The sequence below is a fragment of the Luteimonas sp. 9C genome, assembly GCF_902506295.1.
In the GTDB taxonomy this organism is placed as follows: domain Bacteria; phylum Pseudomonadota; class Gammaproteobacteria; order Xanthomonadales; family Xanthomonadaceae; genus Luteimonas.
Genome location: NZ_LR733312.1, coordinates 1,998,089 through 2,011,245, shown reverse-complemented (window position 1 = coordinate 2,011,245; position 13,157 = coordinate 1,998,089). Strand labels below are relative to the sequence as shown.

Below are 13,157 nucleotides of genomic sequence, written 5' to 3'. Positions count from 1 at the left end.
GACATCGTGACGTCGGGTTCCTGTCCCACGAATCAGGGCAAACCCGTCGCCCATTCAGGGCGTTCCTGTCGGGGTGTCAGGGCAGCCCTGACTTTGTGTCGTGAAAATGACGTGAAAGCCGTGTGAAGTGACGCGGAATGACGCGGCGCGTCACGTGTGACGGCGATCACAAGTCGGGTTTTCGACGCTTTTTTCGATCATGTCGGGATCGACCGCCGCATCCGGCAAGACGCGTGCCGCGGGCGCTCATGTCAGGGCAGCCTACCTGCGGCCCGCCGTAGGACGGATAGCGCGCAGCGAAACCCATCGAAGGTGTGCATGACGCGTCGAGTGGCGCCGCTGGGCGTCGGGACGGCATCAGCACGATGACGCCTTTCCGACGCAGGCCACATGGACATGGCGCGATGGGTTTCGCTGTGCTCGACCCATCCTGCAGAGCGGTTTGCGGCGCTCAGGGCCGATCGTGGTGCCGCATCGCGATACGCAGCAGTTCGCCGGCATTCCGGCATCCGAGCGCTTCCATCATCCGCGAACGGTGGGTTTCCACCGTCTTGATGCTGATCGCCAGATCCGCGGCGATCTGCTTGGTGCTGCGGCCTGCGCCGAGTGCGTTGAGGATCTCGCGTTGCCGGCGCGGCAGGTTTTCGACATCACCCGGCGCGCGTTCGGCGCGATAGCTGCGCAGCTGCGGCGCCGAGACCTGCGGGCTCAGGAAGGTCCGGCCATTGACGGCGGCGCGCAGGGCGATTTCCAGCTCCGCCGGCTGTGCATCCTTGACCACGTAACAGAGTGCGCCGCGGGACAGCGCTTCGCGCACGTGCAGTACGTCCTCGTGCATCGACAGGATCACGATCTGGCTCTCCGGCACGGCCAGGCGCAGTTCGGCCAGCGCGTCGAAGCCGCTGCGGCCCTTGAGCGACAGATCCAGTACCACGATGTCGGGCAGGGTCTGGCGCGCGCGCATGACCACGTCGTCGGCGTTGCCGGACTCACCGACCACCTCGACGCCGTCCATCGCTTCGAGCAGCCGGCGGACGCCCGCGCGCATCAGCGCATGGTCGTCGCAAATCAGTACCCGAATCACGTCCGTGACCCTGCTCCTCGTGTCCCCGGCCTGCACCTTAACGAAGATCGGCAGGCCGCGACAGGCTGGACATCACGCTCGCGATGCGATCAACGTCGACGAATCTCGGCGACTTCGCGGCGATGGATACGGAACACGTGGCGTTCGAGGGCATCGGCGAGCGAAGGCGACACCGGTCCGAAGCGCAGCCAGACGCGGCTCACGCCGTCGTCGCCGGGGACGCTCGCCACGACCGTCGCCGGCACCATGAGCGGGGTCGGCAGCCAGTCGCTGGCCGACATGCGGAAGGCGCCTTCGGTGCCGATCGCATACGCACCGCGCACCTGCACCTCGGCGCCGCGCGCCGACCAGGTCAGGACGACAGGCGCGTCGATCGCGCCCTGCGCGGCGGCGAAGCCGGTCATCAGCAGGGTCAGCACGTCGAGCTTGGCTTCGAGCCGCAGCAGCACCGGGTCGGCCGGCTGGTCGGGATCCTCGGCCCGCGGCGCGCCGTCGTCGATGACCGCCAGCCCACGCAACAGCGCTTCGCCCTGCAGGGCCAGGCGCTCGCGTGTGACATCGTCCAGCGCGCCGGGCAGAAAGGTCGCCGAGCGCGTCTCGTGCAGGGTGAGGATGTCGCCGAACAGCGCGTCGCGCGCCTGCGCCGGCGTCAGCGTCGGAAGATCGGCGGCGCTCATGCGAGGGCCCGCAACCAGGCGTTGGCGCCGCGCCGGCCATGGCCCAGGCGCGCGAGTTCTGCCGAGGCCGCATCGCGGGCGGCGCGCAGTTCCTCGATCAGCACGCCGTGCGCGGCCAGCAGGTCCAGCCAGGGCTGGCGCGCGACGACCTTCAGATCGACCCTGGCCAGTGCGAGCACGATCTCGCCGTGATGCGATTCGAGCAGCGACGCTGCCGTGTCCCAGTCCTCCGCGGCGATCGCCGCGCGCACGGCCTCGGTCGGCAGTTCGGGCACACGGGCGAGCGCGGGGTGCTGGGACGCCATCGGGTCAGTCCTTGGGAGCGATCTGGCGCCAGGCGCCTTCGATGTCGCCGAGGATGTCATCGATCTCGCGCAGCGGCGAGGCATCGTTGTTGAGATTGGCTTCCAGCAGCCGACGCTGGCAGTAGTCGTACAGCGCCGAGAGGCCGTCGGCGATCTCGCCACCGGCCTCGAGGTTCAGCGAGCTGTTGAGCCCGCCGATGATCGCGCAGGCGTCGGTGATCGCATGCGCCTTGCGCGGCACGTCGCCGCGTTCCAGACAGGCCAGCGCCAGGCGGATGCGCTCGCGCGCGGTCGACAGCATGATCGCGATCAGCTGGTGCGGGCTGGCGTCGAGCGCGGCACTGGCGGCGCCGGTCTGCTTGTACTGGTTGGCGAGATTGCGCGCGTGCATGGTCATTCTCACGTGGCACTCGTCGAGGACGAGAGTTGCTGGGACAGGAAGTTGCTGCTGCTCTGGAGCTTGGTCACCAGCGTATCGAGGGCGATGAACTGTGCCTTGTAACGTGCTTCCGCCAGCGACATGCGCCGGTCGAGCGCGTCGCGCTGCTGGGTCAGCGTCTTGGTACGCTGGGTCAGGCTGTCGTCGCGGGTCTTCAGGGGCCCGTCGGCTGCGAGCAGCGAGGTCATCGTGCCGTTGAGCTTCGCGCCGAGGGTGTCGCCAGTGCCGAAGCCCTTGCCCACGACCGACGGATCCCTGGCGACCGCGGCGGTGAAGTCCGCTTCGTTGAGCGTCAGCTTGCCGTCCTTCGCGATGGCGATCCCCATGTCCTTGAGCATCGTGACCTCGCCACCGACCATGTCGCGCAGCTCGCGCGTCAGGCTGCGGACCATCGAGTCGCCGTTCAATACCGCCGCAGTCTGGGTGGCGGCGTTGTAGGACGTCAGGCTGGCCGTCGTCGATAGCGCCGCGTTGTACTTCTCGACGAAGGTCTTGACCGACGCCAGCTGGGCCGCGGTGTCGATGCCGACATTCATCTGCACCGTGGTGCCCGGTTTCGCTTCGGTCAGCGTGAAACTGATGCCCGGCAGCAGATCGGTGATGGTGTTGGACGCGCTGGTGCGGGTGATGCCGTCGACGACGACCATTGCGTCCTGTGCGGCGACCAGTGACGTCATGCCAGCGCCGGTCGAGAGTTGGGCCAGTCCGCCATCACCACCGTTCGCACTCACGGTAATCGTGTTCGCGGTGCCACTGTCGACGGCGCTCAGCACCAGGCGGGTGCCGCCATCGCCGTTGACCAGGGTGGCCTGCACGCCCTTGCCGGCGGCCTGCGCGTTGATCGCATCACGGATGTCGCCGAGCGAGTTCTTGCCGGCGACGATCTCGATGTCGAACTGGTGCGCGCCGGCCGAGATCGACAGCGTGCCGGTGCCGACGACGCTGGCCGCGGCGGTATCGAACGGACCCGATGCAAGCTTCTGCGCACGTGCGAGCTGCTGGACCTCGACCTCGAACTGTCCGGTTGGCGCGCCCGAGGCCGCCGTGGCCGTGAACGCGCCGGCGCTGGACAGGCCCACGCTGCGCGGCTGCGAAGCGGCGGGCGCCGCCAAGGTGCGGAGCGCGGACTGCAGGGCCGACATCGCCGAGCGAAGCGTCGCGACCGCAGACACCTCCGCTTTGATCTTGGTTTCGGTCCGGGCGAGACGGTTGTCCGCGACCGCACGCTCGGCGGCGACCAGTTGCTGCGCGGTCGTGGCCGGATCGAGGCCGGATCCAACGCTGCCGAGGCCGGCCATCAGTGTTGGGCTCCAGCCCGCGACGCGCCCGCGCGCACCGGGCGACCGGGCTGCTGCATGGCGATGGCGAAGTCTGCGGTCATGAAAGCCCAGTCTGGCGAGGTGGATGAGGCGGGTGGAGTCGTATCGCCCTGTTCCGCTGCGGCCGCGGCGCCGAAGCCGCAGCGGAACAGGGCGTGGCGCAAGCGCCACGCCCCGGTGTTGCGATCAGCGGATCAGGCTGAGGACGCTCTGCGAGCTCTGGTTGGCCTGGGCCAGCATCGCGGTGCCGGCCTGCTGCAGGATCTGGTTGCGGGTCAGCGCCGCCGATTCCTTGGCGAAGTCCGCGTCCTGGATGCGGCTGCGGGCGGCCGACAGGTTTTCGGAGCCGACCGACAGGTTCGAGATGACCGAGCTGAAGCGGTTCTGGATGGCGCCGAGGTCGGCGCGACCGTCGTTGACGATCTTCAGGTTGTCGTCGATCGTGTCGAGCGCGGTCTGGGCAGCGGCGGCGTCGGTGAAGTCGATTGCGGCAACAGCCGTCGCAACGGCGCTCATGTCGACGGTGTCGATGCTGATCTGGTTCTCAGCGGCGCTGTTGGCGCCGACCTGGATCGAAAACGATGTCGTGGTGCCGTCGAGCAGCTTCGTGCCGTTGAACTCAGCGCTGTCGGTGACGCGGGTGATTTCGGCGGACAGCTGCGTCACTTCCTTCTGGATCGCGGCGCGGTCGTCGTCGCTGATGGTGCCGCTCGACGCCTGCACGGCCAGCTCACGGATGCGCTGCAGGTTGTCGCCGATCGAGCCCAGCGCGCCTTCGGCGGTCTGTGCCAGCGAGATGCCGTCGTTGGCGTTGCGCGCGGCCTGGTCCATGCCGCGGATCTGGGTGGTCATGCGCTGTGCGATGGCGAGGCCGGCGGCGTCGTCCTTGGCGCTGTTGATGCGCAGGCCCGAGGACAGGCGCTGCAGCGAGGTGGCGAGATCGTTGCCGGACGCGCTCAGGTTGCGCTGGGCGTTGAGCGACATCACGTTGGTGTTGATGACTTGGGACATGGAAGCTCTCCTGGAGGTTGGGTCCGGCGGCGACGAGTAGGCCTTTGCCGGCTTGTGCAGGGTGTTGGCCGGGATTGGCCCTCGCCGCTGCTGACATGGATAACGGCACCCCCGGGGGATCCTTTAGGGCGGATCGCGAAATATTTTCAGACGATCGGCTGAAAAGGCTGTTGTCGGGGTTGGGAAGGTGCTAGGCAGGCGTCGTTGCAGCGGACGCGCGCGTCGGCGCTGCGTAGGATGGGTAGAGCGCAGCGAAACCCATCGTGGCGATGCGCGTGGCTCGCGACGAATTGGGGCGGGAAGTCGGGTTCGCTTGAGCGTCAGCCCTCACCCCAACCCCTCTCCCCGAGAGAGAGAGGGGCTCGGATATCGCGAGCGTTTGCTTCGTAGCCCCGCTCCCCTTGGGAGAGGGGTTGGGGTAAGGGTTGCCCTTCGCGTTACAGCAGATCGAAGATCGACATCTGCTGCACCTTGATCAGCGTGCGTTGCGCGGCTTCCAGCGCGGTCGACTGCAGTGCGAGACGACTCGCGGCCTCTGCCGGATCGACGTCGCGCAGGTTCGACAGCATCGTCTCGAGGCTCAGGCCGTAGGCGCCGCGGCCGTCCTTCGCGTCGTCGAGCGCGGCGAGGCGGGTGCCGGTGCTGCTGCGTGCGGAGAGGAAGTGATCCTGGGCGCTGCCGATGTCGCCGAGCGCGGCCTGGATCGCGTTCTGGCGCGCGGCCTTCTCGGACGCCGTGACCGCGGGTGCGTCGAGTGCGATCGCCAGTGTCTCGATCGTCGCGAACACGTCCTGGTTCGGGGCCTTCGCGATCGTGAAGCGGTCCCCCGCCGCGGGCGCGCCGGTGAGCGTCAGCTGGATGCCGCCGGCAGCGATCGTGGTCCCTGCGACGTACGGTCCGCTGGCGACCACGCCGCCGGCATCGTCGCGGAGTTCGTAGGCGTCTGGCGCGGTGAAATGCACGGTGAGGCTGCGACCGGCCCAGGTCGCGGTATCGGTGACCGCGCCACTGCCGATCACGCCGCTGCCGGTGTTGCCAACGCCCGCGGTCGTGCGGCTCAGGCCGTCGCCGGTGCGGATGCGCAGAAACAGATCGCTCCCGGGATCGGTGTCGCCAACGCGCAGGCCGGGTGCGACTTCGACCTGGTTGCGCCCGTCGTCGCCGATGTAGCTGACGCCGCCATTCGCATCGACGACGAACGGCGACACGCCATCGCGCGAACCCGCGAACAGGCGGTTGCCGGTGCCGTCGTCGCGATTGCCGATCGCGATGATCGCGTCCTTGATCTGCCGCAGCTCGCCGGCGATCGAGGCGCGGTCGGCGTCCGACAGCGCGCCGTTGCCGGCCTGCACCGTCAGCTGCCGCGCCCGGTCGAGCTGGCTACCGACGTCGCTCAGTGCCTGCTCCTGTGAGCGCAGGCGGTGTTCGAGCAGCGTCGAATCCTGGTCCTGCTGTTCCAGTGTCGACAGCGCATGTTCGAGGCGTTTGGCGTTCGCCATGCCGGACGGATTGTCGGCGCCGGTGATCAGCTTCTGCTGCGTGGTCAGTTCGAGCTGCGCGCGGGCGACGTTCGACTGCTGGCGCAGCATGGCCGACAGGCCCTGCTGGTGGATGCCGGCGGTGGACAGGCGGAGTGTCATGGCGGGCCCTTATCGACTGACCGAGACCAGCAGGGTCTGGAACAGCGTGTCCGCGGTCTTGAGGATCTGCGCCGCCGCCTGGTAGGCCTGCTGGTACTTCATGAGGTTGGCGGCTTCCTCGTCGAGGTTGACGCCGCTGACCGACTCGCGCTCGGCGGAGACCTGGGCGTCGATCGCCTGCTGCGCTTCCAGCCCCAGCGCGGCATGCCGCGACTCGGTGCCGGCCTTGGCGACGAGTTCGCTCAGGCCCACGGTCAGCGAGACCGTGCCGCCGTTGAGCGTGCCGGCGGTGTCGAGGCCGGAGAACGCGAGCGCATTGGCGTTGCTCGAAGAACGCGCGGGCGTGCGGCCGAGGGTGAATCCGTCGCCGGGCGACGGCGTGCCGGCGAGCGTGATCGACCACGCACCTGCGGGATCGTCGATCGGGCTGCCCGGCGTCCACGTGAACGGACCGGCGCCGTCGACCGTGTACTGGGTGCTGTCGAGGAATTCGATGGTCGCGCCATTGAAGCCGGCGTACGCGGCAGCGTTCGTCACGCTGGTCGAGGCGACGCGCGCGTTGCCGAGGTTGGCGAGGTCGCGGGTCGAGGTCATCGTGCCGGCCGCGGCGATCTTCGCCGGATCATCGAAGGCCAGCCTCAGGCTGCCGGCGGCATCGGCGGTCGGGCGCAGGGCGAAGCGATCGCCCGCCGCTGCGCTGCCGCTCATCACCAGCGAGACGCCATCGACGATGAACGGGTCGGCCGCAGTGCCGCTGCCGGTCATCGCGACGGGCGCGCCATCGGTGCGCTGCGCGGTCCAGCTGCTGCCGTCGAACCGCAGGGTGAGGTCCTGCCCCTTGAGCGCGCCCGTGTCGGCGATGCCGGTCTGGAACGCGGCCGAGCCGGTGTTCGCGGCATTGCCGGTGACGCGCGGCGGTGCGAGGGTGAAGAGGTCCGCACCGACATCGCCGTTGTAGTCCACGCCCGCGCGCTGCGCCGCGTTGAACTCGGTGGCGAATACGGTGGCCAGACGGCCCAGCTCGTTGCGCGCCGGATCGAGCACGCGGCCGCGGAACTCGAGCAGTCCGCCGAGGGACCCCGACACGCTGCTGTCGGCCAGGCGCACGGGCGAGCCGTTGCCGGTGTCGAGGCCCAGCTGCAGGCGGTCGGGCTGGTAGGGGTCCTGCAGCGTGGTCAGCGTCGACGCCTTGGCACCGAGCACCAGCGGCTGGCCGCCGAGGGTGAACACGTTGAGGGATCCGTCGTCGGCCTTGACGACGCTGGCGCCGGTGAGGGTGGCCAGTCTGCCCACGCGCAGGTCGCGCGCGTCGAGCATGTCCGGCGTCGCCGACGGACCGCTGGCGGCGATCGCCTGGTTGAGATCGGCGATCTCGCGCATCAACTGGTTGGCGTCGCCGATCCGTCCGGTCAGGCTGGCGTTGGTCTCGGCGTCGATCGTCGACAGTTGCGTGTCGAGTGCATTCCAGCGCGTGGTCAGCGCCTGCGCGGCGGCCAGCAATGCGGTGCGTGCCGTGTTGGACGTGGGATCGGCGGCGACGCCGCGACTGGCGTTGAAGAACGCATTGAACGGCTGCGACAGACCGGTCGAGCCGTCGGAGAACAGGCTGTCCACACGCGTCGCCATCGACGACAGGCTGGCCAGCCGACCGACCTCGCCGCTGCTGTCGATCTGGCGGCCGAACACCAGGCCATCGGCCAGGCGCTGCAGACGCGCGATGTCGACGCCCTGGCCGATGTAGCCGCCACCGGCCTGCGGCGTGCCCGCGCGCGCGGCCATGTCCACGCGCTGGCGGCTGTAGCCCTCGGTGGTGGCATTGGCGACGTTGTGGCTGATCGTGCCCAGCGCGCGCTGGAACGCGAGCAAGGCGGAACTGCCAGTGGAGAGCATGCCGGTCATCGGAATCCTTTACGCCTAGTCCCGCGGACCCATCGGCATGCGGTGGCGCGTGCCGAGCGAAGCGAGCAGGGCGACGTCGGTGCCGCCCGCGTCCAGTGCTGCAAGACGTGTGCCGGGCGCGGGCATCGCGCCGGCGTAGCGCAGGCCGGTGTCGTAGGCGGGCAGGCTGCGTTGCTCCAGGCCGGCGATGGCCTGGGTGACGGTCGGGCCGTTGGCGATCGCGGTGAGCTTGGCGGCGTAGCGCGGATCGGTGGCGTAGCCGGCGCGCTGCAGCGCGGTCGCGAAGCGGTGCACGTCGTCGCCGGTGCCGCGCGCGGCGGCGTAGCGGTCGTTGCCGATCAGGCGCGTGTAGTCGGCGAAGCTTTCCGCGGGCGAGCCGTAGGCGCGGAAGCGCGCCTGTTCGGTCTGGCGCACGCCGTCGACGTATTCGTGGGTGCCGGTCCTGACGCTCTCGCCCGACCAGCGGTTGCCGGCCTTGATGCCGAACAGGTTGTTGGAGTTCACGCCTTTTTCGCCGGCCAGACGCCGGCCCCAGCCGGTTTCGAGCGCGGCCTGCGCGACCAGTGCCTTCGCTGGCACACCGAGTTCGGCGGCGGCTTTCTGCGCGTGCGGCCAGATCGACTGCACGAAGGCTTCGGGGCTGCTGGCGTCCAGCGCCAGACCGGCATCGAACGCCGCGTCGGCCGGCGGCGCAGTCATCGACGGCAGCGGCAGCGCCTGCAGCGACACGCCACTGCGGGTGGATGCGAGCGACAGCGTGCCGCCGGGCGCGGCGCTCGGCAGTGCGCTGCGTCCCGCGTTCGAGAGTTCGCCCGCCGGACGCAGGCCCAGCGTCATGCCCGCGGGCTGCGCGAGCGGCAGTGCAGGGGCGGTGATCGTGCCCGGCACACGCGTATCCAGCGGCACCTCGTCGACGGCTTCGCCGGTGCTGCGCTGCAGCTGGCGCTCGATCTGCGAGGCCAGGCCGAGGCCCTTGCCCTTGGTGATCTCGCGCGCGAGCTGCTGGTCGTACATGTCGCGATAGGTGCTGTTGTCGCCGCCGAGCGGATCGCCCGACGTCGTGCTGCGCATCGACTTCACCAGCATGTGCGCGAACTGCGTTTCCAGTTCGCGCGCGGCCTCGCGGATGCGCGGCTGCGACGGTGTCGCAGCGGCGTCCAGCGGCAGGGCGGTGGCGGCAGCGATGCGCATGGCGGGGGCGTCAGATGATCTCGAGCTCGGCGCGCAACGCGCCGGCGCGCTTGAGCGCTTCGAGAATCGCGACCAGATCGCCCGGCGCCGCGCCGACGGCATTGACCGCGCGGACGATCGATTCCAGCGACGTGCCGCCCTGGAACATGAACATCTTGCCGCCGTCGGCCGTCGCGCTGACCGTCGACTGCGGCACGACGACGGTCTGGCCACCGCGAGAGAACGCTTCGGGCTGGCTGATCGCCGCGCCCTCGACGACCGACACCGTCAGCGAGCCATGTGACACCGCCGCCGGCAGCACGGCGACCATGCCGCCCATGACGACCGTGCCGGTGCGAGCATTGACGACGACCTTGGCCGCAGCCGCGCCCGGGCTCACGTCCAGGGATTCGAGCTGGGCGAGAAAGCCGATGCGGTCCATCGCCGGCGGGGTGATCTCGATGGTCACGCCGTCGATCGCCTGCGCGGTGCCGACGCCGAAGCTGCGGTTCACCGCTTCGACGATGCGCGAGGCGGTGGTGTAGTCGAACTGGTGGAGGTTGAGCGTCACCGTGCCGCTGGCGCTCTGCGCGGCGCCGGGCACGGCGCGCTCGACGATCGCACCGTTGGGAATGCTGCCGCCGTTGGGCGCGTTGACGGAGATCTTCGAGCCATCACGGCCCGACGCGCCGAAACCGCTGACCACCAGCGTGCCCTGCGCGATCGCGTAGATCTGCCCGTCAGCGCCGCGCAACGGCGCCATCAGCAGCGCACCGCCACGCAGCGAGCCGGCGTTGCCGATCGACGACACGGTGACGTCGATCGTCTGGCCCGGCTTGGCGTAGGGCGGCAGTTCGGCCTGGATCGCGACGGCGGCGACGTTCTTGAGCTGCGGGTTCACGCCAGGCGGAATCGTCACGCCCAGCTGGTCGAGCATCGTGCGCAGGCTCTGCACGGTGAACGGCGTCTGCGAGGTGCGATCACCGCTGCCGTCGAGACCGACGACCAGGCCGTAGCCCACCAGCGGATTGCCGCGGACGCCGGCGACCTGCGCCAGGTCCTTGACGCGTTCGGCGTGGACCGGCGCGGCCGGCAACGCGAGGACCAGCGTGCCCAGCAGTGCGGCGCAGGCTGTGAGGACGCGTGAGACGGAAGACGGGGAAGCGAACGACATGTCGGCGGGCCTTCAGTAGGGCGCAGCGGCGGAATTGAAGAAGCGGCCGAGCCAGCCCATTGCGTTCGAACGGGCCATCGCACCGCGACCGCCGTAGAGGATCTGCGCATTGCCGACGCGGTCGGAGGACACGCGGTTGTCGGGGCCGACGTCGGACGGACGCACGATGCCCTGCACCTGCACCAGCTCGTCGCCCTGGTTGAGCCGCACCTGTTTCTCCCCGGCGACGCGCAGGTTGCCGTTGGGCAGGCGCTCGATGACGGTCACGGTGATGTTGCCGGCCAGCGCGTTGCTCTGGGTCGAATTGCCCTGGCCGTTGAAGCCGCGCTTGGCTTCCACTTCGGCCTCGAGCACGTTGCGGCCGTTGAGCGTGACGTTCTGGCCGAACAGCGTGGGCGCGCCCATGCCGATGGTCGAATTCTTGCTGATGCCGGTCTGCGCGTTGCTGCGCGCGCTGGTGCTCTCCACCAGCACGACGGTCAGCAGGTCGCCGACCTCGCGCGCCTTGTTGTCCTGGAACAGCCGGATGCCGGGATTGCCGCTGCCGTCGGTGGCGCCGGCGAAGATCGAACCGCCGCCGTCGCCCGACACCGGCTGCACGTAAGCCGCACGCGGGCCGTAGGCCGCGGTCGTCGCGGCCGGGTGCGTCGGGAACGGCACCACGTCGCCGACGAAACTGGCGCAGCCCGACAGCGGCAGCGCGGCGAGTACGAAGGTGGGCAGGAGCAGGCGCATAGTCGCGATCACATGTTGTTGTTGAGGTAGGCGAGCATCTGGTCGACGGTCGAGATCGCCTTGGCGTTGGTTTCGTACGCGCGCTGCGTCTCGATCATCGACACCAGCTCCTCGACGGTGTTGACGTTGGAGCTTTCCAGCGAGCCCTGGATCAGCAGGCCCGCACCGCTCTCGCCGGGCGCACCGGTCTGCGCCGGCCCCGATGCACTGGTCTCGGTGTAGAGGTTCCCGCCCAGCGACTGCAGGCCGGTGGGATTGACGAAATCGGTGAGCGTGAGCGAGCCGATCTGGGTGGCTTCGCTGGCGCCCGCCAGCTGCACGCTGATGGTGCCGTCGCTGGCGATGGTGATGCTCTGCGTGCCTTCCGGCACCTGCAGACCCGGCTGCACCGGGTAGCCCTCGTTGGTCACCACTTCGCCTTCGGCGTTGATCTGGAACGCGCCGTCGCGGGTGTAGGCGCTGCTGCCGTCGGGCATCAGCACTTCGAAGAACGCGCGGCCGTTGATCGCCACGTCCAGCGCGTTGCCGGTCTGCGACAGGTTGCCCTGCACGAAGGACTTCGCGGTCGTCGCCACGCGCACACCGGTGCCCGTCGCCATGCCGCTGGGCAGCGTGGTCTGTTCCGACGACGCGCCGCCGGGCTGGCGCTGCACCTGATATAGGAGGTCTTCGAAGTTCGCGCGGTCGCGCTTGAAGCCGGTCGTGTTGACGTTGGCCAGATTGTTGGAGATCACCGCCATGCGCGTCTGCTGCGCGTCGAGGCCGGTCTTGGCGATCCAGAGTGCCTGTGTGGTCATGGCGGTCTATTCCTGAAGAATGGGATCAGCGCGAGGACAGCAGGGAGTTGGACGAACGCGCGGACTCGTCTCCGGCCTGCAAGACGCGTACCTGCATCTCGAACTGGCGCGAGAGCTGGATCATCGACACCAGCGCGCCGGTCGCATCGACGTTGCTGCTTTCCAGCACGCCGTTCTGCAGCACCGCGCCCGCGGCCGGCACCGGCGCCGGGCGCGTCGCGCTCGCGCGCAACAGCCCGTCTTCGCCGCGGACGAGATCCGCGGTCGTGGTCTCGACGACCTGCAGCCGGCCGACCTGGGTCATCGACGACCGCGGCGAGCCCTGCGGAATCACCGACACCGTGCCGTCGGCGCCGATCTCCATGCCGTCGTTGGGCGGAATCGCCATCGGCTGCCCACCCGCATCGAGCAGTTGAAGCCCGGTGCCGGTGGTCAGCAAGCCGTTCTGGCTGACCCGCAGATCACCCGCGCGGGTGTACGCCGTGCCGCCGGTCGGGTCCTGCACCGCGAACCAGCGATCGGCATTGAGCGCGACATCCAGCGGACTGCCCGTCGTGCTGAGCGCGCCGGTCGCATTGCTGACCCCGACCACGCGCTCGGCCGTGGCCACCCGCGACGACAAACCGTCGCCTGTGACCGGCATCGCCGTCGTGGCGCTCAGGGTTGCGCGGAAGCCGACGGTGTCGACGTTCGCCAGGTTGTGGGCGACGCTCGCCTGCGCGCGCAGCGAAGCGCTGGCGCCGGTCATCGCGATGTAGAGAGCCTTGTCCATGGGAATGGACTTGCAAGGGCTGTGCCGCGGGTGGCTTTTCGCGTGCTTTCCCGCCTGGGTTCCCGATTGCTTCGCCCTGGCCCCGTGCCCCCATCCCAGCCTTCCCCCGCAGGCGGGGGAAGGCTGGGATGGGGG

At 69.4% G+C, this 13,157-nt stretch carries 13 protein-coding genes; all 13 read right to left on the bottom strand.

The features are described 5' to 3' along the window. Positions 1–451: 451 nt before the first annotated feature. On the bottom strand, positions 452–1,081 hold the full coding sequence (locus tag CURTO8I2_RS09200) for a response regulator transcription factor (RefSeq protein WP_159681623.1): 630 nt from the start codon (positions 1,079–1,081) through the stop codon (positions 452–454). 92 nt (positions 1,082–1,173) lie between these two features. After that, entirely contained in the window at positions 1,174–1,761 is a 588-nt protein-coding gene (locus tag CURTO8I2_RS09195; protein WP_159680577.1) for a PilZ domain-containing protein, read from the bottom strand. Continuing rightward, positions 1,758–2,066: a hypothetical protein gene (locus CURTO8I2_RS09190; RefSeq protein WP_159680575.1), complete on the bottom strand. Its 309-nt coding sequence runs from the start codon at positions 2,064–2,066 to the stop codon at positions 1,758–1,760. Before CURTO8I2_RS09190 ends, CURTO8I2_RS09195 begins: the two co-directional genes overlap by 4 nt. Before the next feature lie 4 nt (positions 2,067–2,070). Next, on the bottom strand, positions 2,071–2,463 hold the full coding sequence (gene fliS, locus CURTO8I2_RS09185) for a flagellar export chaperone FliS (protein ID WP_159680573.1): 393 nt from the start codon (positions 2,461–2,463) through the stop codon (positions 2,071–2,073). A 2-nt stretch (positions 2,464–2,465) separates the two neighbouring features. After that, complete coding sequence (gene fliD / locus CURTO8I2_RS09180; RefSeq protein ID WP_159680571.1) at positions 2,466–3,803, bottom strand: flagellar filament capping protein FliD; 1,338 nt, start codon at positions 3,801–3,803, stop codon at positions 2,466–2,468. A gap of 207 nt (positions 3,804–4,010) precedes the next feature. After that, a complete protein-coding gene (locus CURTO8I2_RS09175; protein WP_159680569.1) occupies positions 4,011–4,835 on the bottom strand; it encodes a flagellin in 825 nt (274 codons plus the stop codon). Between the two features lie 437 nt (positions 4,836–5,272). Beyond that, positions 5,273–6,475, bottom strand: coding sequence for a flagellar hook-associated protein FlgL (gene flgL / locus CURTO8I2_RS09170; protein ID WP_159680567.1), 1,203 nt, complete (start codon positions 6,473–6,475; stop codon positions 5,273–5,275). A 9-nt stretch (positions 6,476–6,484) separates the two neighbouring features. Further along, positions 6,485–8,374, bottom strand: coding sequence for a flagellar hook-associated protein FlgK (gene flgK / locus CURTO8I2_RS09165; protein WP_159680565.1), 1,890 nt, complete (start codon positions 8,372–8,374; stop codon positions 6,485–6,487). Between the two features lie 15 nt (positions 8,375–8,389). Further along, positions 8,390–9,565: a flagellar assembly peptidoglycan hydrolase FlgJ gene (gene flgJ, locus CURTO8I2_RS09160; RefSeq protein WP_159680563.1), complete on the bottom strand. Its 1,176-nt coding sequence runs from the start codon at positions 9,563–9,565 to the stop codon at positions 8,390–8,392. Between the two features lie 10 nt (positions 9,566–9,575). Then, positions 9,576–10,718 (bottom strand): flagellar basal body P-ring protein FlgI, encoded by a 1,143-nt coding sequence (locus tag CURTO8I2_RS09155; protein ID WP_159680561.1) that lies wholly within the window; start codon positions 10,716–10,718, stop codon positions 9,576–9,578. A 12-nt stretch (positions 10,719–10,730) separates the two neighbouring features. After that, positions 10,731–11,453: a flagellar basal body L-ring protein FlgH gene (flgH, locus tag CURTO8I2_RS09150; RefSeq protein WP_159680559.1), complete on the bottom strand. Its 723-nt coding sequence runs from the start codon at positions 11,451–11,453 to the stop codon at positions 10,731–10,733. 8 nt (positions 11,454–11,461) lie between these two features. After that, positions 11,462–12,250 carry a flagellar basal-body rod protein FlgG gene (gene flgG / locus CURTO8I2_RS09145; RefSeq protein ID WP_159680557.1) on the bottom strand — a complete coding sequence of 263 codons (789 nt, stop codon included), beginning with the start codon at positions 12,248–12,250 and terminating at the stop codon, positions 11,462–11,464. Between the two features lie 25 nt (positions 12,251–12,275). Further along, the gene (locus CURTO8I2_RS09140; RefSeq protein ID WP_159680555.1) at positions 12,276–13,022 is read right to left on the bottom strand and encodes a flagellar basal body rod protein FlgF; all 747 of its coding nucleotides are present in this window, start codon (positions 13,020–13,022) and stop codon (positions 12,276–12,278) included. Between the last annotated feature and the right edge of the window lie 135 nt (positions 13,023–13,157).

What these genes read in the sequence shown, in the direction of transcription:
- CURTO8I2_RS09195 (WP_159680577.1), bottom strand. Translation starts at nt 1,761, where the DNA reads ATGAGCGCCGCCGATCTTCCGACGCTGACGCCGGCGCAGGCGCGCGAC.
- CURTO8I2_RS09190 (WP_159680575.1), bottom strand. Translation starts at nt 2,066, where the DNA reads ATGGCGTCCCAGCACCCCGCGCTCGCCCGTGTGCCCGAACTGCCGACC.
- fliS (WP_159680573.1), bottom strand. Translation starts at nt 2,463, where the DNA reads ATGACCATGCACGCGCGCAATCTCGCCAACCAGTACAAGCAGACCGGC.
- fliD (WP_159680571.1), bottom strand. Translation starts at nt 3,803, where the DNA reads ATGGCCGGCCTCGGCAGCGTTGGATCCGGCCTCGATCCGGCCACGACC.
- CURTO8I2_RS09175 (WP_159680569.1), bottom strand. Translation starts at nt 4,835, where the DNA reads ATGTCCCAAGTCATCAACACCAACGTGATGTCGCTCAACGCCCAGCGC.
- flgL (WP_159680567.1), bottom strand. Translation starts at nt 6,475, where the DNA reads ATGACACTCCGCCTGTCCACCGCCGGCATCCACCAGCAGGGCCTGTCG.
- flgK (WP_159680565.1), bottom strand. Translation starts at nt 8,374, where the DNA reads ATGACCGGCATGCTCTCCACTGGCAGTTCCGCCTTGCTCGCGTTCCAG.
- flgJ (WP_159680563.1), bottom strand. Translation starts at nt 9,565, where the DNA reads ATGCGCATCGCTGCCGCCACCGCCCTGCCGCTGGACGCCGCTGCGACA.
- CURTO8I2_RS09155 (WP_159680561.1), bottom strand. Translation starts at nt 10,718, where the DNA reads ATGTCGTTCGCTTCCCCGTCTTCCGTCTCACGCGTCCTCACAGCCTGC.
- flgH (WP_159680559.1), bottom strand. Translation starts at nt 11,453, where the DNA reads ATGCGCCTGCTCCTGCCCACCTTCGTACTCGCCGCGCTGCCGCTGTCG.
- flgG (WP_159680557.1), bottom strand. Translation starts at nt 12,250, where the DNA reads ATGACCACACAGGCACTCTGGATCGCCAAGACCGGCCTCGACGCGCAG.
- CURTO8I2_RS09140 (WP_159680555.1), bottom strand. Translation starts at nt 13,022, where the DNA reads ATGGACAAGGCTCTCTACATCGCGATGACCGGCGCCAGCGCTTCGCTG.